22 protein-coding genes and 1 tRNA gene are annotated in these 22,562 nt (G+C 64.4%); 9 read left to right on the forward strand and 14 right to left on the reverse strand.

Going from position 1 to position 22,562, the window contains the following annotated elements:
- Window positions 1–250: 250 nt before the first annotated feature.
- From KYC_RS13465 to KYC_RS13470, 3 genes are all read left to right on the forward strand, one after another.
- The gene (locus tag KYC_RS13465) at window positions 251–1,021 is read left to right on the forward strand and encodes a polymorphic toxin type 44 domain-containing protein (RefSeq protein WP_008163054.1); all 771 of its coding nucleotides are present in this window, start codon (window positions 251–253) and stop codon (window positions 1,019–1,021) included.
- Window positions 1,018–1,419, forward strand: coding sequence for a hypothetical protein (locus KYC_RS29460; RefSeq protein ID WP_139026513.1), 402 nt, complete (start codon window positions 1,018–1,020; stop codon window positions 1,417–1,419). Before KYC_RS13465 ends, KYC_RS29460 begins: the two co-directional genes overlap by 4 nt.
- Window positions 1,420–1,488: 69 nt before the next feature.
- Window positions 1,489–1,884: a hypothetical protein gene (locus KYC_RS13470; protein ID WP_139026514.1), complete on the forward strand. Its 396-nt coding sequence runs from the start codon at window positions 1,489–1,491 to the stop codon at window positions 1,882–1,884.
- 16 nt (window positions 1,885–1,900) lie between these two features.
- On the opposite strand, the gene KYC_RS13475 is transcribed toward KYC_RS13470, so the two are convergent.
- Genes KYC_RS13475 through KYC_RS13490 form a run of 4 tightly spaced genes read right to left on the reverse strand, consistent with a single transcriptional unit; the run spans window position 1,901 to window position 5,374 of the window.
- Window positions 1,901–2,689 carry a SagB/ThcOx family dehydrogenase gene (locus tag KYC_RS13475; RefSeq protein WP_202946586.1) on the reverse strand — a complete coding sequence of 263 codons (789 nt, stop codon included), beginning with the start codon at window positions 2,687–2,689 and terminating at the stop codon, window positions 1,901–1,903.
- A 5-nt stretch (window positions 2,690–2,694) separates the two neighbouring features.
- Window positions 2,695–3,999, reverse strand: coding sequence for a YcaO-like family protein (locus KYC_RS13480; RefSeq protein ID WP_008163062.1), 1,305 nt, complete (start codon window positions 3,997–3,999; stop codon window positions 2,695–2,697).
- A complete protein-coding gene (locus tag KYC_RS13485; protein ID WP_008163063.1) occupies window positions 3,996–4,526 on the reverse strand; it encodes a hypothetical protein in 531 nt (176 codons plus the stop codon). Before KYC_RS13485 ends, KYC_RS13480 begins: the two co-directional genes overlap by 4 nt.
- 23 nt (window positions 4,527–4,549) lie before the next feature.
- A complete protein-coding gene (locus KYC_RS13490) occupies window positions 4,550–5,374 on the reverse strand; it encodes a hypothetical protein (protein WP_008163064.1) in 825 nt (274 codons plus the stop codon).
- A gap of 34 nt (window positions 5,375–5,408) precedes the next feature.
- On the opposite strand from KYC_RS13490, the gene KYC_RS13495 reads away from it, so the two are divergent.
- Window positions 5,409–6,080, forward strand: a complete 672-nt coding sequence (locus KYC_RS13495) for a phosphatase PAP2 family protein (protein ID WP_008163065.1) — start codon at window positions 5,409–5,411, stop codon at window positions 6,078–6,080.
- A 46-nt stretch (window positions 6,081–6,126) separates the two neighbouring features.
- Here the strand turns inward: KYC_RS13495 and KYC_RS13500 are convergent.
- The 4 genes from KYC_RS13500 to KYC_RS13515 all read right to left on the reverse strand — a co-directional run bounded on the left by KYC_RS13500 (window position 6,127) and on the right by KYC_RS13515 (window position 11,089).
- A tRNA-Ser gene (locus KYC_RS13500) sits at window positions 6,127–6,217 on the reverse strand.
- Between the two features lie 133 nt (window positions 6,218–6,350).
- On the reverse strand, window positions 6,351–7,904 hold the full coding sequence (locus tag KYC_RS13505) for a SpoVR family protein (protein ID WP_008163067.1): 1,554 nt from the start codon (window positions 7,902–7,904) through the stop codon (window positions 6,351–6,353).
- Window positions 7,901–9,160, reverse strand: a complete 1,260-nt coding sequence (locus tag KYC_RS13510; protein WP_008163068.1) for a YeaH/YhbH family protein — start codon at window positions 9,158–9,160, stop codon at window positions 7,901–7,903. The genes KYC_RS13505 and KYC_RS13510 overlap by 4 nt, the downstream gene beginning before the upstream one ends.
- A 12-nt stretch (window positions 9,161–9,172) precedes the next feature.
- A complete protein-coding gene (locus KYC_RS13515; protein ID WP_420796113.1) occupies window positions 9,173–11,089 on the reverse strand; it encodes a PrkA family serine protein kinase in 1,917 nt (638 codons plus the stop codon).
- Window positions 11,090–11,621: 532 nt separating this feature from the next.
- On the opposite strand from KYC_RS13515, the gene KYC_RS29465 reads away from it, so the two are divergent.
- Complete coding sequence (locus KYC_RS29465; RefSeq protein WP_139026515.1) at window positions 11,622–11,873, forward strand: hypothetical protein; 252 nt, start codon at window positions 11,622–11,624, stop codon at window positions 11,871–11,873.
- A gap of 69 nt (window positions 11,874–11,942) precedes the next feature.
- On the opposite strand, the gene ribD is transcribed toward KYC_RS29465, so the two are convergent.
- Entirely contained in the window at window positions 11,943–13,094 is a 1,152-nt protein-coding gene (gene ribD, locus KYC_RS13520; protein WP_043518380.1) for a bifunctional diaminohydroxyphosphoribosylaminopyrimidine deaminase/5-amino-6-(5-phosphoribosylamino)uracil reductase RibD, read from the reverse strand.
- 180 nt (window positions 13,095–13,274) lie between these two features.
- On the opposite strand from ribD, the gene KYC_RS13525 reads away from it, so the two are divergent.
- Entirely contained in the window at window positions 13,275–13,838 is a 564-nt protein-coding gene (locus KYC_RS13525) for a cysteine hydrolase family protein (protein ID WP_008163075.1), read from the forward strand.
- 19 nt (window positions 13,839–13,857) lie between these two features.
- Window positions 13,858–14,892: a GlxA family transcriptional regulator gene (locus KYC_RS13530; protein ID WP_008163078.1), complete on the forward strand. Its 1,035-nt coding sequence runs from the start codon at window positions 13,858–13,860 to the stop codon at window positions 14,890–14,892.
- A 48-nt stretch (window positions 14,893–14,940) separates the two neighbouring features.
- Here the strand turns inward: KYC_RS13530 and nrdR are convergent, their stop codons facing one another.
- The 4 genes from nrdR to tyrS form a co-directional block, all read right to left on the reverse strand.
- Window positions 14,941–15,420 carry a transcriptional regulator NrdR gene (gene nrdR, locus KYC_RS13535; protein WP_008163080.1) on the reverse strand — a complete coding sequence of 160 codons (480 nt, stop codon included), beginning with the start codon at window positions 15,418–15,420 and terminating at the stop codon, window positions 14,941–14,943.
- 221 nt (window positions 15,421–15,641) lie between these two features.
- Complete coding sequence (gene glyA, locus KYC_RS13540) at window positions 15,642–16,892, reverse strand: serine hydroxymethyltransferase (protein ID WP_008163082.1); 1,251 nt, start codon at window positions 16,890–16,892, stop codon at window positions 15,642–15,644.
- Window positions 16,893–17,202: 310 nt separating this feature from the next.
- Window positions 17,203–17,856: a YbhB/YbcL family Raf kinase inhibitor-like protein gene (locus KYC_RS13545; RefSeq protein ID WP_008163083.1), complete on the reverse strand. Its 654-nt coding sequence runs from the start codon at window positions 17,854–17,856 to the stop codon at window positions 17,203–17,205.
- A 71-nt stretch (window positions 17,857–17,927) separates the two neighbouring features.
- A complete protein-coding gene (gene tyrS / locus KYC_RS13550; protein WP_008163085.1) occupies window positions 17,928–19,157 on the reverse strand; it encodes a tyrosine--tRNA ligase in 1,230 nt (409 codons plus the stop codon).
- A 256-nt stretch (window positions 19,158–19,413) separates the two neighbouring features.
- Here tyrS and KYC_RS13555 point away from each other — a divergent pair, with 256 nt between their 5' ends.
- Together KYC_RS13555 and KYC_RS13560 are read left to right on the forward strand one after the other, a co-directional pair.
- Entirely contained in the window at window positions 19,414–20,823 is a 1,410-nt protein-coding gene (locus KYC_RS13555; protein WP_043518372.1) for a M23 family metallopeptidase, read from the forward strand.
- Window positions 20,824–20,905: 82 nt separating this feature from the next.
- Entirely contained in the window at window positions 20,906–22,039 is a 1,134-nt protein-coding gene (locus KYC_RS13560; protein WP_008163090.1) for an anhydro-N-acetylmuramic acid kinase, read from the forward strand.
- 84 nt (window positions 22,040–22,123) lie between these two features.
- Here the strand turns inward: KYC_RS13560 and erpA are convergent, their stop codons facing one another.
- Entirely contained in the window at window positions 22,124–22,495 is a 372-nt protein-coding gene (gene erpA, locus KYC_RS13565; protein ID WP_008163091.1) for an iron-sulfur cluster insertion protein ErpA, read from the reverse strand.
- Between the last annotated feature and the right edge of the window lie 67 nt (window positions 22,496–22,562).

A 22,562-nucleotide genomic window follows, 5' to 3' on the forward strand; every position in this document is an offset into this window, starting at 1 on the left:
TGGAACAGGGGCGTAGTCGGCGGACATGGCGGGATTCTCTGTCAACAAAACACGATCGTGTGTGCTTAGTAACAGGACGGGGCCAAGCGTTCCCGCTGCGCATTGCAGGAATCCGCTAGGAAAAACCTGTTCATCGCAATCCACACCGGTGAAGGGACTCCAATTTTTATGCCCCATTTTCAGACAACGCTGATTGTCTGCTCCCGCGCGATCCGTAGACTCAAGCAGTCTGGTCAATGCAGGAGCAACGATGCAAGGAAAAGCGATCATCGGGGCGGGAAAGAGGACTCTGGACGCGGCGGCCGCACGGTCGCCCTCGGGCGCTGCGCGGCCTGCCGGTTGCCCCCATGCCGACACCGTGGTGGCGATTGCCCAATACATGGTCCGCGAGATGAAGACCAATCCTTTCACCATAGAAGGCAGGAAAATAGCAGCGGTGAATACCGCCGATCCTGAGGATTGGCGTGAGGAATGGCGCACAAGGCCTTGGTACCTGCGCCTGGGCGGGCCACCCGATTACTACGGAATCGCCACGGCAAAAAAGGCGGCAGCCTATGCCATGTGGACGGAACGAGTTGCGCCAAATAGGCCCTGGGATCACAAGCGGATCCTGCAGCGTAAATTCCCGACTGTGTTAGAGGCGGGCTGGCACAAGTATGGCGACTACGAGTACTACTTCGATATCTGGTCGAACATCCATTATGGCTACGTCGGGGTTGCCCTGGGCTTCAACGCAGCCGAAATGATCAATGGGGCGGGTTTGGCGCAGGCCATGGACAATCTCAGGAATTTCAAGCCCCAGCACAACAATCTTGAACTGGGACCATGGCCGGCGCGAGCAGATGACATCCAAGACCACATTTCAATCAAGCTTGGGACCAAGCTCTACTACGAGATTCCGCCTCACGCATTGACCGTTGAGGTCCTGCTTCAAAAAATTGTCGCAGTACCGTTGCCTTGGGGGGCCAATGGCCGTCGAGCGAAACGCGTGCACGCCTGCCTGAAACTGGGCGAGAAATGAAAATGCGCTATGTGAACTGGATATGCCGCGCAATCTGGGCAGGCTTCCTCGCTTGGATCTTGTTCGCGTGGCTTTGCAGGCCAGTCGTAGCACTGCATTACTCCGCGAAAGCCACAGCGTCTATCGGCTTTTATTTCGAAAGTGATGAAAACAGAACGAAGCGTGGCTTGGCGCCTGGCGAATCAGTATGGCTACCTACCGCCATGAATCCGCCTTCCGACATGCTGGTCATGCTCTCGTTCCCGTTTGACAGCAAAGATGTACTGCATGTCAAAGAGCCATTCAGCCGGATAGATGTGTATATCGGCCCTGGGGCACGCATTGAGTGGACCGAAACGCGCCATGGATTTTTCTCCCGCTTTACCAACCCAAGCTTCCACGCCAAGTGGAAGCGATGAACTGCGTTTTTTATTGGATGAGAGGTTGGCTCGCGCAATGATGCATACACCGCCGCTGCTGAGATGAAGATGCGCTATTTGAACTTGGCATGCCGTGCAATCTGGGTGTGTTTCCTTCTATGGATCCTGTTCATGTGGTTTTGCAGGCCTATCGTGGCGCTGCATTACTCCGCGAAGGCCACTGAGCCCATCGGCTTTTTCTTGGATGATGATTCACACATTTCGAAGCGCACCTTGTCGCCGGGAGAATCGGCCTTTATCCCCACTACCATGAATCCGCCTCCCGACATGTGGCTCATACTCTCATTTCCGGTTGCCCGCGGAAAAGGTCTGGAAGTCAAAGAGCCATTCAGCCGGATAGACGTGTACATCGGTCCGGGAGCACGGATCGAAAGGACCGAAACGCGCCATGGCTTTTTTGCCCGCTTCACCGACCCAAGCCGCCACGACGAATGGAAGCAATAAGCAGGACCTGTTCCTCTCATCCCCCCGCTGGAGCCGCGACGGCGCCCAGGTCTGCATCGAGACCCGACACGGCATCGCGCGGCCCGCACGCATACGCCAGCACCGCCAGATGCCGGGACGCGTCCAGCTCCAGCAAGCCCAGCACCGCCTGATCGTGAAACGATCCGATCGCGCAGCCCGACCATCCCATGTCGGCCGCCTGTTGGCCGAGGGCGCCCAGATACACTCCTGCCTCGATCAGCAGGAAACGCCCGCCGCGCTCGCCGTACTTGGCCAGTATGGTCTCGGGCCGGCCAATCATGAAGACCACGGCGGCCGGCGGCTCGGGCCAGTCTACGCCCAGGATGTCGGCCAGCGCGGGCCAGGCCGGACAATTCCCGACCGGGACGAGCCCATGACTGGCGCTGTCGTACCAGGCGATGCGGCCTTGCCATGGCGACGGCATCCCCACATGGCGCAGAGCCACATAGACATGCAAGGGATACTTGCCTCCCCCTGACGGCAACAGCCGGTTCTGCTGGCCGACATGCGCCCTCAAAGGGTGCAGCAGCCGGCCCAGTTCTTCCAGCGCAACCGGCGCAGCGCCAAAGCGCCGCGAGCTTTCGCGGCGGGCCAACCGCCGCGCCTCGTCGGCTGGCGCATCCGGCAAAGGCTGGGCCGCCTCGCCATGCCTGGGCGCGGGCGTGCCCGACGGGCGCACAGCGTCGGCTGCAATGCGTCGGCCCAGCAAGGCCGCACGCGTGGGATTGAGTTCGCCGTTCTGCCAGAACAGCTTGAACAGCGGCGCGTCGGAAGGATCGGTCATGCGCATCAGCCCAAGGGGTGCGGCAGCGGATTGGGGAAATCGGTGTGTCGCGTGCTGCCGGGATAGCGCCACGCAACATCGCCGCAGCGCCCGCCGAGAAACGGCGCCCGCTCATCGGCATGCAGGCCGCTAAGTTGCGGCGACAGCACGCGCACGACGCGCAGGCCGCAGGCGGCGACATCAACCGTCGTCAGCTCTCGGTAGTAGAGGTCGACGCCATGCGCGCCTAGTGCTTCAACCACCCCATGCACCGCCTCGGCAGGCGACGCGATGCCTTCGTCGGCCACGGGAGCGGGCGCTGCGCGGCCGGCGGACTCGGCATGCGCCAGCAGCGCGGTCTGCGGCCAGAGTTCAGGACGTAGGGTGTAGAACACCGCGTGCTCGTCGAAGCGCCGCAGGCGTTCGGGTTCGCGCGGCAGGCTGCCGGACTGCCGCGCGGCCAGATGCGCGGCGAAGGCCAGCGATTGCGCCCATTCCATCAACGCCTTGTGCAAGGCCGCGCCGGCAGTGGCGCGGCACGCAATGCCCAGCACGTGGCGAGGCCGCCCCTGACAGGGTATGCCGCCCGCCACCGCGATCACCGGATGCGGATTCCAGGCCTGCGTCAGGTCGAACACCGCCAGTTCGCCGCCCCGCTCGGCGACAAAATCCTGCCACCGGGCCGGCGCATCCAGGCGCCGCCCGCCCAGCCCGTTAAGCCAGGTGGCCGCCAGCGCGTCGCGTTCCAGCACCTCCTGCGCGGCGCGCAGCACGGCCAGCCAGGGACCGTCGGCGGCGTCGCGCCAGGCGGCCAGGCCGCTGGACGTGGATGGCATGCGCGCGTCGCCTGCGCGCGGCCCCAGGCCCACCAGTTCCTGGGGAACCCAACGTTCGCGGTTGTCGCCAAGGTGATGCACCGGCGCAAACAGATCGGTGTCGCGGCGGACCATGGGCCAGGGAAAACCGTCGGCGTGGCGCTGCGCCGGGCTGAACAGCGCGAATGCCTCTTCGTCCAGCCGCAGGGCGGGATCGAGCGACGCCCTGGTGCGCAGAGGAAGGTCGACGCGTGCCGCCGCCAGGCGTTCCAGCGCTTCCGCGATCGCGCCTTGTCGTGCGGCATCCTCGTCAACACCCACCGCGCCCGACACCGTCTGCCACGCATTGACGGGGTCGCCGGGAACTGCCGCGTTGGCAAGCGTCAGCCCGTCCAGCAAAGGCCCGAGCGTGTCGCAGGCTTGCGGCTCGACCCCATGCGCCGGCAGCACCAGGCCGCAACGCGTGCCCGCCGCCCTATCCAGCAGATGGCGCGACAGGGGCCCGGGCAGGGTCACAGGTTCGACATCCAGACGTACATCTCAAAGGCCGCGCAGACGGCAATGGCCGCCAACATCACCACCGCCACGATGGCGCCGCGCCCCGGCGACCGCTTCGCGCGCTCGTACACCGTGCAGAAAATGCCGATGTAAACCGCGCAGAACAGGATGGCCGCGAATCCCAGGCCGACGGTCAAGCCTGCCAAGCCTGCCAGCGTGGCCAGCCCCAGGGCCAGGGCGCCCAGCAGCCTGCGCGTGCCGGCCGTCATCGGGGGCCGGTCCTGGACGAAGGCGGGAATGCCAGAAGGCGCTTCTTGCTGCGCCGGCGGCCGGATCTCCGGCGCAGGCGCCGGAACCGGGCTCTCGGGCGGATTCGACTGAGGCGGCCGCGCGCCCAGATCGGCAAATATCGTTGCCGTAATGACGCTGGCCGCCCCCAGGGTCACCACGCAGCTCGAACATGTGGTGGAGGTCGAACCGCCGCCCGCGGCCGCCAGATGATCCTGGCGCCCGTCGGGGTCAAACTGGCTGGGCATGCGATACATGACTGGCTGACTCCTTGGATGACCTACCTGCCTGCGAGCCAGGGAATGTCCAGCATTCCCGTGGAAGCGGCAGCGGCCGAGCCGCACACCGGGCACCAGGGCAGCTGGAACACCTTGTCGCGCGTGCTGGCCAATGTCTGCAGGTTAAGGCTGACACTGTATTCGACAAACGGCAGCAGCCCCTGGTCCGTCGAGAGCAGTGGCGCAAGCAGCGCCGCCAGCAGTTCAGGACGGCACGCGGCGGGACTGGCCGGCATGGGCAGATCGCCCCAGCGGTGCGCCACGCGGTTGCCCAGGCAGGCAAGGCAGGCGGTCTGTCCCGGGACGACGTAAGGCCCGATGCAGACCGTATGGTGAAAGGCCGCGTCGACAAACAGATGGGGCGTGGCCGGGCGCAGGCTGGCGTATTGCGCCAGCGCTTCCTGCCAGCTGGCGTTCGTGCGCACGATGAGGGCAATGGCGTTCTCGCTGCCGCCGGCCGCGTCGGGCTGCGGCTGCAGCACATCGGCCAGGCCGGGCAGCGGATTGCCCAGCCAATGGATCCGGTAGCCCGTGACGGGACGCGCCGCGCGCGCTGGCGTCAGCGCACCGGCGCGTTGAATCTGCCGTGCCGCCGCGCCACAGCGCGGATCGTCCAGCAGCGCGGCCAGGCGATTCGCTTGCCACGCGGACAGCACTTGCCGCGCCACATCGTCGGGCGCGGCCTCGTCTACGATATAGCTCTCATCGGAGCCCGCCGTCAGCACGAGCAGAAGCTGGCCATCGTGTTGCTGTTCCATCAGCGTCCAGGCCGGGTGATTGACCCAGTCACTGGAAGCCAGGAGCAGCGCGCCGGAATGATCGTTCATCGAAAGCGAGTCGTCTTCACTTAGGGAACCGGATATGGATTCTAGCGGTAAGGGCAGCGCCGCGCAGGCGGACGCCGAGCCCTGGCGCGAAGCGCTGGCTTGGATGCTGTCGCTGAGCCTGCTGTTCATGCTGGGGTACAGCGCCAGCAACCGCATGGCCGCGGCCAGCGCACACCCTGCCTCCTGGCATGGACCGTGGGATGCCGCGGTGCCGTTCTGGGCCTGGACCATCTGGCCGTATCTGGCGCTGAACCTGATGTTCCCGTGCACATTCTTCGCCTTCGACACGGTGCGGGGCCTGCGCGCCTTCGCCGCGCGCATCGCAGCGGTGCAGCTGGCCTGCTTTGCCAGCTTCGTGCTGGCGCCCACATTCAATGTTCGCACCCTGCCGCAGCCGGACGGTGTGACCGGCATGCTGTTTTCCCAACTGCGCGCCTTCGAGCAGCCGGTCAACATGTTCCCCTCGCTGCACGCGGCGGTCTTGCTGCTGGTGTGGCGCGCCTGGCTCCCGCACCTGCGCGCCCATCCCGCCGCGCGGCTGGCCTGGCATGGCTGGTGTCTGCTGATATTGATTTCGACCGTGACGACCTGGCAGCACGATCTGGCCGACATTGCGGCAGGCCTGGCGCTGGGCGGGGTGGCGCTGGCCCTGCCCTTGGGGCGGCTGGGAAAAGGCGCTGGAAACAAAAAACCCGCACAGCCTTAGCTGATGCGGGTTTTTGGACTTCTACGCATTTCTGCGAATGTATTCTTGGCGGACAGAGGGGGATTCGAACCCCCGATACGCTTTTGACGTATACACGCTTTCCAGGCGTGCGCCTTCAACCACTCGGCCACCTGTCCTATCTGCACTTTGGCAGCCATTTCTGCGCTGCGAAAAATGCGAATCCGCGATTCTAGCAGATTGCCGTTGGGCACAGCAAGCGGGCATATAAAAAGGGACGCACTACGCGCGTCCCTTCCCCTGCCGGCGCCGTTACACGGACGCCGGTGGGTCCTGCTCCCGGTAGGAGCTGATCGTGCCGTCCGGCTCGGTTTCTTCCAGCCGGACACGGAATCCCCACAAGCGCGCCAGATGCTTCATGACCTGCTCGGCATCTTCGCCCGCCAGCGGCCGGCCGCGGCTCTTGAGGTGGCGCAGCACCAGCGAGCGGTCGGTGTCCCGGTTGAAGCGGATGACCTGGATGTCCGGCACCTGATTGTCGCGGTTGTGCTGCGCGGCCAGCAGGCGGCGGATGTCGCGGTACCCCTCGTCGTCGTGGATGGCGGCCACTTCCAGCTTCGGATTGGACTGGTGGTCGGAAATCGCGAAGAACCGGAATTCGCGGATCAGGCGCGGCGACAGGTACTGCGAAATGAACGACTCGTCCTTGAAGTTGCGCATCGCGAAGTCCAGCGTCTTGAGCCAGTCTCCGCCCGCGATGTCCGGGAACCAGCGGCGGTCCTCGGGCGTGGGCGCTTCGCAGATGCGGCGGATGTCGGACATCATTGCGAAGCCCAGCGCGTACGGGTTGATGCCGCCGTAGCCGCGCTCGTCGAAGCCGCGCTGGCTGACCACGTTGGTGTGGCTCTGCAGGAACTCCATCATGAAGCCGTCGTTCACCAGCCCTTTCTGGTGCAGCCGGTTCAGGATGGTGTAGTGCCAGAACGTGGCCCAGCCTTCGTTCATGACCTTGGTCTGCGTCTGCGGATAGAAGTACTGCGCGATCTTGCGAACGATGCGCACCAGTTCCTTCTGCCAAGGCACCAGCTTGGGCGAATACTTTTCGATGAAGTACAGCAGGTTCTCTTCGGGTTCCGGCGGGAACACCGAAGCGGCGGCGCGCGTGTCCTTGTCCGCTTCCATGCGGGGTAGCGTGCGCCACAGGTCGTTGTACTGCAGGCGGGCGTGCTCCTGGCGCTCGGCCTGGCGGGCGGCCTCTTCCTTGTACGACACCGGCGTCGGCCGCTTGTAGCGATCCACGCCGTGGTGCGACAGCGCATGGCACGAATCCAGCAGCGCCTCGACCGCGTCGATGCCGTAGCGGTCCTCGCACGACATGACGTACTTGCGCGCGAACACCAGGTAGTCCAGCACGCCGTCGGCGTCGGTCCACTGGCGGAACAGGTAGTTGCCCTTGAAGAACGAGTTATGCCCGTAGCAGGCGTGCGCGATCACCAGCGCCTGCATCGTCATGGAGTTTTCTTCCATGAGATACGAGATGCAGGGGTTGGAATTGATGACGATCTCGTACGCCAGCCCTTGCATGCCGCGGCGGTAGAACTGTTCGTTGCGGATGAATTCCTTGCCGTACGACCAGTGCGGATAGCCGATGGGCAGGCCGGCCGACGCGTAGGCGTCCAGCATCTGTTCCGAGGTGATGACCTCGATCTGGTTCGGATACGTGTCCAGTCCGTACTCGCGCGCAATCTGGGAGATCGCGTCGTCATAGGACTGGATCAGCTCGAACGTCCATTCGGAACCCTGGGAGATCGGCCGGGCTCCGCCGGTCAATTCCGGCTCCACGAGAGCACCCACGATGGCATTCATGCGGTCTCCTTCTTGAACAGGTCATGGAACACGGGGAAGATTTCGCCCCGGTCGCAGATGCGCCGCATGACGAAGTGCGGCTCCAGCTTCTGTTCATACTCCGCCCACAGGCTGCTCTTGCGCGCCTCCTGCGAGTCGGGAATTTCAATATAGGCAAAGTAGCGCGTCGACGGCAGCAGGTGCTCGGCCAGGAAGCGCGCGCTCTTGCCCGCGTCGGCGCCGAACGAATCGCCGTCGCTGGCTTGCGCCGCGTAGACGTTCCAGGCGGCGGGCGGATAGCGCTTTTCAAGGATTTCGCGCATCAGCTCCAGCGCCGACAGCACAATGGTGCCGCCGCTCTTGGGGTCGTAGAAGAAGGTCTGTTCGTCCACTTCCTCGGCATTGTCGGTGTGGCGGATGAAGACCAGGTCCACGTGCTCGTACTTGCGCGACAGGAACAGGTACAGCAGCGTGAAGAAGCGCTTGGCCAGGTCTTTCTTGCCTTCGTCCATGGAACCGGACACGTCCATCAGGCAGAACATGACGGCGCGGGCCATGGGGATGGCCACCGACACGCGGTTGCGATAGCGCAGGTCCAGGTCGTCCAGGAAAGGCACGCGGGCCAGGCGCTCGCGGCAGTCCTCGACGTCCTGTTCCAGCTCCTGGATCCGGGCGGCGGGCGCCCCCGCCGCCTGCGCGTCGGCCAACGCCTTTTCCGCATCTTCCAGGTCGGCGCGCGCCTTGACGCTCAGGGCCACCCGCCGCGCCAGTGACGACTTGAGCGTGCGGCTGATGCTCAGCATGCTGGGCGAGCCGGTGGTGGTGTAGCCCGCGCGCTGCCACTTTTTCTGGCTGACTTCACCCAGCTGGTTGCGCGCCAGGTGAGGCAGTTCCAGGTCCTCGAAAAACAGGTTCAGGAACTCTGCCCGCGACAGGCTGAAGGTGAACTGGTCCACCGATTCGCCTTCTCCCGGTTCGGAGCCGCCCTCGCCCTGCCCGCCCTGCGGCCGGTCGAAGGTGTCGCCCTTGGCGAATTCGCGGTTGCCCGGGTGCACCAATTCCCGGTCGCCGCCCGAACCGTGCCGGAACGTCGGCTCGGAAATGTCGCGGGCGGGCAGGTTGATTTCCCCGCCCTGATCCATGTCCTGGATGGAGCGGTCACGGATCATCCCGTGGACCGCCTTGCGGATCTGGTCCTTGTAACGCCGAAGAAAGCGTTCCCGGTTAACGGCGCTTTTATTGCGCCCGTTAAGACGGCGATCGATCAGTGAATTCATGATTCACCTCGCTCAGGAAGACTTCCTCACACGGAGATACCACTCGCACAGCAGCCTGACCTGCTTTTCCGTGTAGCCCTTTTCAACCATGCGATCCACGAAGCTCTGATGCTTGGTCTTGTCCTCTGCCGACGCCTTGGCGTTGAACGAGATCACCGGCAACAGGTCTTCCGTGTTCGAGAACATCTTCTTTTCGATGACCTCGCGCAGCTTTTCATAGCTGGTCCAGGTGGGGTTGCGGCCGTTGTTGTTGGCGCGCGCCCGCAGCACGAAGTTGACGATCTCGTTGCGGAAGTCCTTCGGATTGGCGATGCCAGCCGGCTTCTCGATCTTTTCCAGTTCGTCGTTCAGCGCGCTGCGGTCGAAGCTTTCGCCGGTTTCGGGATCGCGGAATTCCTCGTCCTGGATCCAGCAATCCGCAAACGTCACGTAGCGGTCGAAGATGTTCTGGCCGTATTCGGAATAGGACTCCAGATAGGCGGTCTGGATTTCCTTGCCGATGAACTCCGCGTAGCGCGGCGCCAGGAAGCCCTTGATGAACTCCAGGTAGCGCCGGCGGATTTCCTCGGGGTAGTCTTCGCGACCGATCCGCTGCTCCAGCACGTACATCAGGTGCACCGGATTGGCGGCCACTTCCGTCTGGTCATAGTTGAAGACGCTGGACAGGATCTTGTATGCAAAGCGCGTGGACACGCCCGTCATGCCTTCGTCCGTGCCGGCATAGTCCTTGTATTCCTGCAGCGCCTTGGCCTTGGGATCCACGTCCTTCAGGCTTTCGCCGTCGTAGACCCGCAGCTTGGAATAGATGCTGGAATTCTCGGGTTCCTTCAGGCGGGTCAGCACCGAGAACTGCGCCATCATGTCCAGCGTTCCGGGCGAGCAAGGCGCTTCGGACAGCGAGCTGTGATGCAGCAGCTTTTCGTAGATGCGGACCTCTTCAGAGACCTGCAGGCAGTAAGGCACCTTGACGATGTAGATACGATCAAGGAAGGCCTCGTTGTGCTTGTTGTTGCGGAAGGTCTGCCATTCGGATTCGTTCGAGTGCGCCAGGATCGTGCCGTTGAACGGGATGGCGGAGAAGCCTTCCGTGCCCTTGAAGTTGCCTTCCTGGGTGGCCGTCAGCAGCGGGTGCAGCATCTTGATCGGCGCCTTGAACATTTCCACGAACTCAAGCAGCCCCTGGTTGGCCAGGCACAGGCCGCCGGAATAGCTGTAGGCGTCCGGGTCGTCCTGCGAGTGGCGGTCGAGCTTGCGGATGTCGACCTTGCCGACCAGCGAGGAGATGTCCTGGTTGTTCTCGTCGCCCGGTTCGGTCTTGGCGATGGCGATCTGCCGCAGCACCGACGGGTTCAGACGCACGACGCGGAATTTGGAAATGTCGCCGTCGAACTCTTTCAGCCGCTTCACGGCCCAGGGCGACATGATGCCGGTCAGATAGCGGCGGGGGATGCCGTACTCTTTTTCGAGCGTGTCGCCGAACCGTTCAGGATGGAACAGACCGAGCGGGGACTCGTTTACCGGCGATCCCTTCAAGGCGTAGATGGGATAGCTTTCCATCAGCGACTTGAGCCGTTCCGCGATGGACGACTTGCCGCCGCCAACCGGTCCCAGCAGATAAAGGATTTGCTTGCGCTCTTCCAGGCCCTGGGCGGCGTGCTTGAAGAACGCGACGATCTGGCCGATCACGTCCTCCATGCCGTAGAACTCCTGGAACGCCGGATAGCGCCGGATGGTCCGGTTGGAAAACAAACGGGAAAGACGTGGGTCGTTGCGCGTATCCACGATTTCAGGATCGCCGATCGCGGCCAGCATGCGCTCAGCGGGACTGGCGTATGCCATGGGATCGCGTTTGGCGAGGTTCAGATACTCCTCAAGAGAGAGCTCCGACTCCTGCTCTTTTGCATACTGCGACTTGAAGCCTTCGACGATGTTTTGCACGGAAACCTCCTACAACACGCGAAAAATTCAATACGTCCCTACATGCCCATTGTGCCTCAGTGCCTGCGCTTTACTAAACAATCTCGCGATAAGCATTTTCAGCAGGTTTTTATGTTGCTTTCGCCACACATCAACCATAAGCAGTATCGGGCCCTTTCCGTTTAGGCTGCACCCGTCGGATACAAGTTCCGTCAGGGAATGCAACTTACGTGAGCAAGTTCACTCGTTCGCCTTCAGCATATCGCCGCATATTGCGTGCCTGACGCGGCCGCACATGAAATGGTCAGCAATGAATTGAAGGGATGAGCGATATCCCGGTGGATTCTTATGAGCCGGGAAGTAAACCCGGCAGCGCCCGCTATGCGATCGCAGCGGGCGGTCTGAACGGCGCTTTGCGTCTTCGTTCAGCAGCGTGCCGGTCGGTTATGAACAACGCCGATGCGCGGCACGGGAATCCGTGGTGACGAGGGCGCGCGGCACTGTGCGGGGTTGCCGTTAGCGCGTAGCGCCAAGTCATGTGCCTATGCTAAAGCCAATTGACGGTTTTGTGGCAATTCATTTGCACGATGCAGAGAATCGCGGCGACGCGAACGCAGCCGAAATTCGCGCCAGCGCATGCCGTAACGACATCGCGCTTTGCCGCGCGGCATTCATCGACTTCGCGCAAATGCAGGCTGCGCGCGGCTTGCAGCCTATTGGCAGCCGCATGCGCCGAGTGCTAACAGCCCTTGCAACAGTGCGGATACTTGATGATTCAACGATGCGCGAGACATGAAAAAAAACTCGCGTCTGAATGAAAAAACGCGCGCTTTGACGCGCGCGTTCGCCGCAGAGAGTCAGCGGATCAGGACAGCGCGGGCAGTTCCACGCGCTGCATCAGCTCGCGCCATGTGCCGGCCACGCGCGCGCGCACGCACAGATCCGCGCCGACGCGTCCGGTTTCGATGAATTCGTAGCGCCGCGCGGCGTCCAGATGTTCGAGCATCGGCAGGCGCACCATGCCGGCGGCGTCGCCGAGCAGCACGGGGGCCAGATACAGCAGCAGTTCATCCACGCAGCCGGCGGCCACGAGGGCGCCGCTCAGGCCCGCGCCGGCTTCGACGTGGACTTCGTTGAACTGTTCCTGCGCCATCCAGCGCATCATCGCGGCCAGGTCGACCTTGCCAGGTTCGGCGCCCGGCAGGCAAACCACGCGGGCATTCCTGTCGGCCAGGCGCGCCGCCTTCGCGGCGTCCTCGCGCGCGGTGAACACGATGACCTGCGCGCCATCGAACAGCCGAGCCTGCTCCGGAATCTCGAAACGGCCGTCGACCACGGCCTTGCGAGGCTGCCTTGGCGTATCCACGCCGCGCACGTTCAACTGTGGATCGTCCTTCAGGACGGTGCCCATGCCGGTCAGGACCACGCAGCTGCGCGCCCGCCAGCGATGGCCGTCGGCACGGGCTTCGGGGCCGGTGATCCATTGCGACATGCCGTTATGCAGCGCGCTGCGGCCGTCCAAAGACGCCGCCATTTTCATCCACACCCACGGCAGGCCACGGCTCATGCGTGAAATGAATCCGGCGTTGACCGCCAGCGCTTCTTCCCGGCAGACGCCAGTCGTGACAGCGATGCCGGCCGCGCGCAGGCGCGCCAGCCCCTGCCCATTGACCAGGGGATTCGGATCGCCCATGGCCACCACCACGCGCGCCGGCCGCGCTGCCAGCACGGCGTCCACGCAAGGCGGCGTGCGGCCGAAATGACTGCAAGGCTCCAGGGTGACATACAGGGTGGCGCCGGCGGCCGACTCGCCGCGCGCCTGGACATCGCGCAGCGCGCAGACCTCGGCGTGGGGCCCGCCCGGCGGTTGGGTCGCGCCTTCGCCCAGCACCCGCCCGTCGCGCACGATCACGCAGCCGACCCGGGGATTGGGCGCAGTCGTGCACATGACGGTCTGCGCCAGCGCCAGGGCGCGCCGCATCCAGAAAATGTCGTCGGTGTCGCTTGGAGTGTTCATGCCCAGGATTGTATGTCCGCCCGGGACCATCCAAGCGTTCCTTGCCAGGCTGCCCGCCGCCCCGCCGCCGGATGTCCGTTTTGGGACGTCCGCGGTCCCGGATCGCGCTCGCAAAGGCGCCGGATCAGGGTAAAAATAGCTCCATCGCCCCTAAAAAACCTAGGCCAGGAGGCCCCAGCAATGAAACAGGCACTGATCGTCATCGACGTCCAGGAATCCTTCCGGCAACGTCCGTTTTGGAACGAAGCCGAGTATCCGGCGTTTATCTCGCAGATCCAGCCGCTGATAGATTCGGCCGTCGCCCGGGACATTCCGGTCCTGCAGGTGTTCCACACCAGCCCGTCCAGCGACCCCGCCAACCCCTTTTCGCTGGCGTCCGGACACGTCAGGACGCTCAAGGAACTGCAAGTTGCCCCCACCGCCGTGTTTCACAAGACGGTCCATTCCTCGCTGTTCGCCAAGGATGAAAGCGGCGCGTCGCTGCACGACTGGCTGACCCGCCACGGCATCGAAGGCGTCATCGTGGCCGGCATCCGCACCGAGCAATGCTGCGAAACCACCGCTCGCCACGCCAGCGATGCCGGCTTCAAGGTGGTCTTCCCCACGGACGCCACCCTGACCTTCGCCATGCAAAGCCCGTCCGGCAAGGACTATACGCCGGCGGAAATCCGCGACCGCACCGAACTCGTCCTGCAAGGACGGTTTGCCCGCATCGTGCGCGCCGCCGAGGCGCTGGCGGCGTAAGCCGCCGCAGGAGGCGCGCATGACGCCCGTGTACTTCGTCGTTCCGCGGGGCATCGTTTTGCTGGACCTTGCGGGTCCGGCGGAAGCCTTCCGTGTGGCCAACAAGCTCTGCCCGGGCGCGTTCGAACAGCACTTCTGCGGTCCCTCCCGCGATGTCGAAAGCGGCATTCCGGGCCTGCATCTTGCGCAGGTCCAGCCGCTACCTGCGGCCCTGCCGCGCAATGCGCTGGTGATCATTTCCGGCGTGGTCGGCAAGCACACCCGCCTGGAGGACAACGACGCGCGCGCCATCGTGGACTGGCTGGCCGTCCGCCACCCCGCTGACGGCTTCACCCTGATGACCGTATGCGCGGGCGCACTGTTCGCCGCCGCGGCAGGCCTGACCCGGCAGCGCGATTGCACCACGCACCACTCCTGCCTGGAGCAGCTTGCCGCCATTGATCCCAGCGCCCGCGTGCAGGACAACCGCATCTTCGTCGAGGACGGCAATCTGGTCAGCAGCGCGGGCATCACGGCCGGCATTGACCTGGCGCTGCACATGGTGTCGCGCCATTGCGGTCCGCGCGTCGCCTGCGAAGTGGCGCGCGACATGGTCGTGTATCAGCGCCGCGCCGGCACGGATTCCGCCCTGTCGCCGTGGCTGGACCACCGCAGCCACATGCATCCTGGCGTGCACCGGGTCCAGGACGCGGTTGTGCGGGATCCTTCCGCCCCCTGGTCGGCGCAATCGCTGGCGGACCAGGCGCACACCAGCCCTCGTCACCTGACGCGGCTGTTCCGCGAGCACGCCGGCTGCACGCCAATGGATTACCTGTACCAGATCAGGGTGGCGCTGGCGCGCGACCTCTTGCGCGACACCCGCCTCGACCTGGAACGCGTGGCGGAGAAGTCGGGATTCGGATCGGCGCAGCACATGCGCCGCGTGTGGCGCAAGTTCCAGCCGCTGACGCCCAGCCTGATGCGCGGGGCGCCTAGTGGGGCACCTGGTGGGGCACCTGGTGGGGCACCTGGTGGGGCACCTGGTGGGGCACCTGGTGGGGCGCCCATGCAATGAACGGCGCCAAGGCGCCGTTCATTGCAAAACCGGACCGCGCGGGGCGGCCTATTCTTTGCGCAGCTTGCCTGGCAGCAGCGGCCCCTGCATTTCGCGGATGGCCTCGACGAACTCGCCAATGTCCTCGAAGCTCTTGTAGACCGAGGCAAAGCGCACGTAGGCCACTTTGTCGAGCTTGCGCAATTCGTTCATGACGAGTTCGCCGATATGTTCGGAAGGCACTTCCCGCTGGCCGCTGGCCAGCAGTTGCTCTTCGATGCGGGCGACGGCCGCGTCCACGTCTTCGGTGCTGACCGGACGCTTGCGCAGCGCCAGGCTCAGGCTGGCCCGCAGCTTGGCGGGGTCGTAGTCGCTGCGGCTGCCATTGCGCTTGACGATGGAAGGCATGGCGAGTTCCACCCGTTCGTAGGTGGTGAACCGCTTGTCACAGGACAGGCAGCGGCGGCGACGGCGAATCGCGTCGCCCTCTTCCGAGACCCGGCTGTCGACGACCTGCGTTTCGGCATTGCCGCAAAATGGACACCGCATGTGTGATCCCTAAAGGCGCTGAAAGCAATAATTGAGCATATTGTAACGATGCGCCTCCTGCATAGCCTCATTAGGGACGAATTCGTCCCCAATAGTCGGGCGAGTCCGGGCGGCGCGGGCTTCACCCCGCCAACATCGGGCGAAAAAAAGGACGGCGCCTGGCGGGGCCGTCCCTGTGGCGGAACCCTGGGCCCGGCATTACCGGGCCCAGGGTTGCCTGCTTACTTCTTGCCGTACACCGGCAGGCGCGAGGTCAGTTCGTTGACCTTGGCGCGCACGGCAGCGATGTTGGCTTCATCGCGCGGGTTGTCCAGCACGTCCGCGATCAGGTTGGCGGTGAGCTCGGCTTCGGCTTCGGTGAAGCCGCGCGTGGTCATGGCCGGCGTGCCCAGGCGGATGCCGCTGGTCACGAAGGGCTTTTCAGGGTCGTTCGGGATGGCGTTCTTGTTGACCGTGATGTGGGCCTGGCCCAGCACGGCTTCCGCTTCCTTGCCCGTGATGCCCTTGGAACGCAGGTCCACCAGCATGACGTGGCTTTCGGTGCGGCCCGAAACGATGCGCAGGCCACGCTTGACCAGCGTGTCGGCCAGCACCTTGGCGTTCTTGACGACCTGCTGCGCGTAGTCCTTGAACGACGGCTCCAGCGCTTCCTTGAAGGCCACGGCCTTGCCGGCGATGACGTGCATCAGCGGACCGCCCTGGATGCCCGGGAAGATCGCGGAATTGATGATCTTTTCGTGCTCGGCCTTCATCATGATGACGCCGCCGCGCGGGCCGCGCAGCGACTTGTGCGTGGTGGACGTGACGAAGTCGGCGTGCGGGACCGGGTTGGGGTAAGCGCCGCCGGCGACCAGCCCGGCGTAGTGGGCGATGTCGACCATGAACAGCGCGCCGTTTTCACGGGCGATGCGGGCCATGCGCTCGAAGTCGATGTGCAGGGCATAGGCCGACGCGCCCGCCACGATCAGCTTGGGCTTGTGTTCCTTGGCCAGCTGTTCGACCTGCGCGTAGTTCAGGACTTCGTTTTCGTCCAGGCCGTACGAGATGAAGTTGTACAGCTTGCCCGAAGCGTTGACCGACGCGCCGTGCGTCAGGTGGCCGCCTTCGGCCAGGCTCATGCCCAGGACGGTGTCGCCCGGCTTCAGCACGGCCATGTACACGCCCTGGTTCGCCTGCGAACCCGAATTGGGCTGCACGTTGGCGGCTTCGGCGCCGAAGATCTGCTTCAGGCGGTCGATGGCCAGCTGTTCGACCACGTCCACGTATTCGCAACCGCCGTAGTAGCGCTTGCCCGGATAGCCTTCGGCGTACTTGTTGGTGAGCTGCGTGCCCTGGGCTTCCATGACGGCCGGGCTGGCGTAGTTCTCCGAGGCGATCAGCTCGATGTGCTGCTCTTGGCGCTCGTCTTCCTTCTGGATGGCGGCCCAAACGTCCGGGTCAGCCTTGGACAGGGTGAGGTTGCGGTCAAACATGACGGGGGTTTCCTGAAGCGGTAAGAAAGGAGAAAACTGCGTCGGGTGGGTAAACCCGGAGAATGCTGTGTAGTTTACCCCGTCGCGCGGGATCAATTGCCGCCAAAAACGCCAGAACCGGAGCAAATTGCGGCGGACGGGCGCGAAAACCACGCCATCGCCCCGGACGCAGAAACGGCATTCATGGCGACTTGAGAAAGTTTCATGCAAACCGTCCCCCGGCGGCGCCCGGCATGCAGGGAGAAAATCGCGATCGCCGTGCAAATAAAAAGGGCCGCATGATGCGGCCCTGCGTATAGCCCAGGCGGCGTCAGGCCGACGTGGCGCCGATCTGTTTGGGCGCCAGTGTCGGATTGAGCGTATAGGTGCCCGTGAGCGAAGCCTTGGCGAGCACGTGCTTCTGGATCGCGCGCAGCGCGTCTTCGCCGGTGAAGGCGCCCTGCAGGTTCAGGCTGGACACGTCCAGCGCGTACAGCGTGAAGATGTAGCGGTGCACCAGCGCATCGTTCCAGGGCGGGCACGGGCCGTCATAGCCGAAGTATTCGCCGCTCATGTCGTGGTCGCTGGCGAACCACGAGGAGTAGGAGTTGATGCCCTGGCGCGCATCCATCGGCGCCAGCGGGCCGCCCTTGCCGCGCGGCGTGATGCCGTTGGAGAACGCGCCTTCGTCGATCTCGCGCAGGTCGGCCGGCAAGTCCACCAGCACCCAGTGGAAGAAATCCACGCGGGCCAGGTCGGCCGGCACTTCGCGGCCTTCCTGGTTGACGTCGTCAGGGCGCGAAGGCACATCGGGATCGTGGCAGATCAAGGCGAACGACTGCGTGCCCGCGGGGACGTCGTCCCAGGAAAACTGCGGGTTGAAGTTGTCTGCCAGCGCGACGTGCGATTGCGCGTCGATTTTGCCGAAGGCGTAGCGTTCGGGAATCGACTCGTGATCGGAAAATGACAAACTCGAAAGTTCCATGTCGTGCTCCTTTAAGTGCCGCAAAGGCGCCCTGCCCCTGTCTGTACCCTCAGCGTATCAAAACTTCGCAATTACGGGTTCAAGTTAACACGCGCGAACTTGCGCTTGCCCACCTGAACGACGTAAGTCCCAGCCGGCAATTGCAACGATTTGTCTTCCACACGGTCGCCGTTGACGCGCACGCCGCCCTGCTCGACATTGCGCTGCGCTTCCGAGCCGGACGCGACCAGACCGGCTTCGCGCAGCAGCTTCAGGATGCCGACCGGCGCGCCGCCAATGTTCACTTCGGGCATGTCATCGGGGATGGCGCCGTCGCGGAAACGCGCTTCGAACGCGGCCAGCGCGTCGTCCGCCGCCTTGGCGGAGTGGAAGCGCGCAATGATTTCCTGGGCCAGCATGACCTTCGCGTCGCGCGGATTGCGGCCGCCGTCGATCTCCTGCCTGAGCGCGGCGATGTCCTCCAAAGAGCGGAACGACAGCAGCTCGAAGTAACGCCACATCAGCGTGTCGGAAATCGACATCAGCTTGCCGAACATCGAATCGGGCGACTCCGAAATGCCGATGTAATTGCCCTTGGACTTGGACATCTTCTCTACGCCGTCCGTCCCCACCAGCAGCGGCATCGTCAGGATGCACTGGGGCTCCTGGCCATACTCCTTTTGCAGTTCGCGCCCGACCAGCAGGTTGAACTTCTGATCGGTGCCCCCCAGCTCCAGATCCGACTTCAGCGCCACCGAGTCGTAGCCCTGCATCAGCGGATACAGGAATTCATGCACCGAAATGGGGATGCCGCCCTTGAAACGCTTGGTGAAGTCCTCGCGCTCCATCATGCGGGCCACCGTGTAGCGCGAAGCCAGCTGGATCATGCCGCGCGCGCCCAGGGGATCACACCACTCGGAGTTGTAGCGGATCTCGGTGCGGGCGGGATCCAGCACCAGGCTGGCCTGCGCGTAATAGGTCTTGGCGTTGGCCTCGATCTGTTCGCGCGTCAGCGGCGGGCGCGTGCTGTTGCGGCCGCTGGGATCGCCGATGGTGGACGTGAAATCGCCGATCAGGAAGATGACGTTGTGGCCCAGGTCCTGCAGCTGGCGCATCTTGTTCAGAACCACCGTGTGGCCCAGGTGGATGTCCGGCGCGGTCGGATCCAGCCCCAGCTTGATGCGCAGGGGAACGCCCGTGGCGCGGCTCTTGGCCAGCTTGCGGGCGAATTCGGACTCGACCAGGAGCTCGTCGCAGCCGCGCTTGGCTATACGCAGGTCGGCTTCGACTTCGGGGGTGATGGGGGCTTCGGAGGGTGACATGGCAGGGGGACCAATGCGGCTTCAGCCGACAAAAAGGTGTAAAAAGTGACGAAAACTATCGAAAATTCTAGCCGAATCAGCTAGGATACCGGCCTAATCATACGCAACTGTCATATGTACGCAGTTGTGATCGCTCTACCACCCGCTGTTCACAAGATGCGCCCCGCGCCAGCCCTTGCCCCGGAAACGTGGCGCGCGAGGGCCGTTCGTGTCACGCACCCTGCGAGCTCTAGCCACCTGAGAGGGTATTTTCACGATGACTCGTGGCCTCCACGAACTGGCGAGTAGCATCAAACGCAAAGTTGCTGCCGTATTTGCGCCGGTCGAGCCCAAGCCGCATCGCTCGGGACTTTTCCGCCGCACTCTCCTCGTCACCGCAATTGGTCTGTTCGCAGGCGCCGCCGCTCTCGGCATGGTGCAGCAACCCGACCGCACCGAACTCCCCCCCTCGCGCATCATCCAGAGCATTCTGCCGCTGACCGCCGAACAAGTCGAAGTCAGCAGCCCAAGCGCCGCCCCCTACATCAGCGAAACCCGGATCCGCGCCGGCGATACGCTGTCGGCGGTGCTGCAGCGCCTGGAACTGGACGCGCCGAACCTGCAGTCCTTCCTGACGCACGACGCCAGCGCCCGCAGCATCTACAAGCTGTATCCCGGCCGCTCGGTTCAGGCCGCCACGGACGAGCAGGGCAAGCTGATCTGGCTGCGCTACATCCACACCCCCGGCAACGAGAGCGACGGCCAGGTCGTGACGCGCATGCTGCACGTGGCGCCCGCCGCCGACAGTTACAAAGCCGAGGAAATCACCGAAAGCACCGAGCGCCAGACGCGCGTCGCTGTCGGCACCATCAAGTCCTCGCTGTTCGGCGCCACCGATGCCGCCGGCATCCCGGATTCGGTCACCATGCAGATGGCCGACATCCTCAGCGCCAAGATCGACTTCCTGCGCGACCTGCGCCAAGGCGACCAATTCCGCGTGGTCTACGAAGTGCGCTCGCACGACGGCCGCTACGCCGGCGCCGGCCGCGTGCTGGCCCTGGAATTCATCAACGGCGGCAAGACCTTCAGCGCCGTCTGGTTCAGCCCCGACGAAAAAAGCGGCTCGTATTACGACTTCGACGGCACCAGCCTGCGCGGCGCGTTCCTGCGCACCGCCCTGAAGTTCAGCCGCATCAGCTCCACGTTCGGCATGCGCATGCACCCCATCCACAAGACCTGGACGGGCCACAAGGGCGTGGACTACGCCGCGCCGTCGGGCACGCCGATCCACTCCACTGCGGACGGCACGGTTGAATTCTCGGGCTGGCAGAACGGCTACGGCAACGTGGTCATCGTCAAGCACCACGGCAAGTACTCGACGCTCTACGCGCACCAAAGCCGCATTGCCGAAGGCGTCACCAAGGGCTCGAAGGTCTCGCAAGGCCAGTTGCTGGGCTATGTCGGCTCCACCGGCTGGGCAACGGGTCCGCACCTGCACTACGAGTTCCGCGTCGACAACCAGCCGATCGACCCCCTGTCGGTCGACCTGCCGGTGGCCCGCGCCCTGGAGCCCGCGGAAGTGCGCGCGTTCAACCAGGCGGTCGCGCCCTACAAGCAGCAGATTCAATTGCTGACCGAGTTCCAGCAGACGCTGCCCGATGCGCTGACCAACGTGGCCAGCCGCTGACCGGACTGGCAAAGCTCCCCCTCCATCAAGGCGGCCCCGCGCAATATTGTCGCCGGGCCGCCTTTCTTCTTCAGAGGCGCCTGTGAATTCCACCCAAATCGAGCAGCACGGGAGTTCCACGCTCTACATCGGCCTGATGTCGGGCACCAGCGTCGATGGCGTCGATGGCGTGCTGGCGCGCCTGGTCCACGGCCAGCAGCCGCAGGTGCTGGCCAGCGCCAGCCTGCCCATGCCCGAAAATCTGCGACGCGAACTGCTGGCGCTGAACACCTCTGGCGCGGACGAGCTTGCGCGCGGCGCGCTGGCGGCCAACGCACTGGCGCGGGAGTATGCGCGCGCTGTGGCGGCGCTGCTCAAGGACGCGGGTGTCGCCACAGCGGATGTCTGCGCCATCGGGGCGCACGGCCAGACGGTGCGGCACCGGCCGGACAGCGGCTACACGCTGCAACTCAATGCGCCCGCGCTGCTGGCCGAACTGACCGGCATCGACGTGGTGGCGGACTTCCGCAGCCGCGACGTGGCGGCAGGCGGCCAGGGCGCGCCCCTGGTGCCGCCCTTCCATGCCGCCATCTTCGGCGCCAGCCAGGGCCGGGCGGTGCTCAACCTGGGCGGCATCGCCAACGTGACGCTGCTGCAGCCCGGACAGCCCGCACGCGGTTTCGACACCGGCCCCGCCAACGTTTTCCTGGACGGCTGGTGCCAGCGCCACCTGGGCAAGCCTTATGATGCCGGCGGCCGCTGGGCCGCCACGGGCCAGGTGCTGGCGCCCCTGCTCGAACAACTGATCGCCAGCGAGCCCTGGTTCGGCCTGCCTCCGCCCAAATCCACGGGCCGCGACCTGTTCAACATGCAATGGCTGGACAGCCGCCTGGCCGAGTTCGGCGGCCCCACGCCCGCGCCCCAGGACGTCCAGGCCACCCTGCAGCGGCTGACCGCCAGGACCGTCGCCAACGCGATCGACCGCGCGGCAGCGGGCACGCAGGAAGTCTTCGTATGCGGCGGCGGCGCCCGCAACGCCGGACTCATGCAGGAATTGGCATATTGCCTGCAGCGCCCCGTTCACGCCACGGACACGCTGGGCGTGCCCGCCCAACAAGTCGAAGCGCTGGCCTTCGCGTGGCTGGCGCAGGCTTTCGTCGAACGCAGGCCGGCGGGACTTCCCGCGGTCACTGGCGCGCGCGGCGCGCGCATTCTGGGCGCGCTGTATCCCGCCTGACGCGGCGACGGGCCGCCATGCCCGCGCCCCAATGCAAAAAGCCCTTCGGCACGCCGAAGGGCTTTTTTCTTTCCTGCCCGGCGTTTACACCGAGAACGAGGAACCGCAGCCGCAGGTAGTGCTGGCGTTGGGATTGCGGATGACGAACTGCGCGCCTTCCAGGTCTTCCTTGTAGTCGATCTCGGCGCCGACCAGGTATTGGAAGCTCATCGGGTCGACCAGCAGTTGCACGCCGTCCTTGTCCAGCACGGTGTCGTCATCGTTCACGACTTCGTCGAACGTGAAGCCGTACTGGAAGCCGGAACAGCCGCCGCCCTGGACAAACACGCGCAGCTTGAGCTCGGGGTTGCCTTCTTCGGCCAACAGGTCTTTCACTTTGGCGGCAGCCGAGTCGGTAAACACCAGGGGAACAGGCGGGGGAGCCTGAAGGTCGACGGTTTCGGTCACTGCATTCATGGTTCACTCCTGGCCGGTACGGCCATATTTCAGTGAGCGGCCTCGCCGCTCGTATAGCATCACTATA

It is taken from the genome of Achromobacter arsenitoxydans SY8 (genome assembly GCF_000236785.1).
GTDB lineage: Bacteria > Pseudomonadota > Gammaproteobacteria > Burkholderiales > Burkholderiaceae_B > Achromobacter > Achromobacter arsenitoxydans.

Excerpts from the sequence above, each read along its gene's own strand:
- KYC_RS13465 (WP_008163054.1), top strand. The coding sequence starts at position 251 with ATGCAAGGAAAAGCGATCATCGGGGCGGGAAAGAGGACTCTGGACGCG.
- KYC_RS29460 (WP_139026513.1), top strand. The coding sequence starts at position 1,018 with ATGAAAATGCGCTATGTGAACTGGATATGCCGCGCAATCTGGGCAGGC.
- KYC_RS13470 (WP_139026514.1), top strand. The coding sequence starts at position 1,489 with ATGCGCTATTTGAACTTGGCATGCCGTGCAATCTGGGTGTGTTTCCTT.
- KYC_RS13475 (WP_202946586.1), bottom strand. The coding sequence starts at position 2,689 with ATGACCGATCCTTCCGACGCGCCGCTGTTCAAGCTGTTCTGGCAGAAC.
- KYC_RS13485 (WP_008163063.1), bottom strand. The coding sequence starts at position 4,526 with ATGTATCGCATGCCCAGCCAGTTTGACCCCGACGGGCGCCAGGATCAT.
- KYC_RS13490 (WP_008163064.1), bottom strand. The coding sequence starts at position 5,374 with ATGAACGATCATTCCGGCGCGCTGCTCCTGGCTTCCAGTGACTGGGTC.
- KYC_RS13495 (WP_008163065.1), top strand. The coding sequence starts at position 5,409 with ATGGATTCTAGCGGTAAGGGCAGCGCCGCGCAGGCGGACGCCGAGCCC.
- KYC_RS13505 (WP_008163067.1), bottom strand. The coding sequence starts at position 7,904 with ATGAATGCCATCGTGGGTGCTCTCGTGGAGCCGGAATTGACCGGCGGA.
- KYC_RS13510 (WP_008163068.1), bottom strand. The coding sequence starts at position 9,160 with ATGAATTCACTGATCGATCGCCGTCTTAACGGGCGCAATAAAAGCGCC.
- KYC_RS29465 (WP_139026515.1), top strand. The coding sequence starts at position 11,622 with ATGCTAAAGCCAATTGACGGTTTTGTGGCAATTCATTTGCACGATGCA.
- ribD (WP_043518380.1), bottom strand. The coding sequence starts at position 13,094 with ATGAACACTCCAAGCGACACCGACGACATTTTCTGGATGCGGCGCGCC.
- KYC_RS13525 (WP_008163075.1), top strand. The coding sequence starts at position 13,275 with ATGAAACAGGCACTGATCGTCATCGACGTCCAGGAATCCTTCCGGCAA.
- KYC_RS13530 (WP_008163078.1), top strand. The coding sequence starts at position 13,858 with ATGACGCCCGTGTACTTCGTCGTTCCGCGGGGCATCGTTTTGCTGGAC.
- nrdR (WP_008163080.1), bottom strand. The coding sequence starts at position 15,420 with ATGCGGTGTCCATTTTGCGGCAATGCCGAAACGCAGGTCGTCGACAGC.
- glyA (WP_008163082.1), bottom strand. The coding sequence starts at position 16,892 with ATGTTTGACCGCAACCTCACCCTGTCCAAGGCTGACCCGGACGTTTGG.
- KYC_RS13545 (WP_008163083.1), bottom strand. The coding sequence starts at position 17,856 with ATGGAACTTTCGAGTTTGTCATTTTCCGATCACGAGTCGATTCCCGAA.
- tyrS (WP_008163085.1), bottom strand. The coding sequence starts at position 19,157 with ATGTCACCCTCCGAAGCCCCCATCACCCCCGAAGTCGAAGCCGACCTG.
- KYC_RS13555 (WP_043518372.1), top strand. The coding sequence starts at position 19,414 with ATGACTCGTGGCCTCCACGAACTGGCGAGTAGCATCAAACGCAAAGTT.
- erpA (WP_008163091.1), bottom strand. The coding sequence starts at position 22,495 with ATGAATGCAGTGACCGAAACCGTCGACCTTCAGGCTCCCCCGCCTGTT.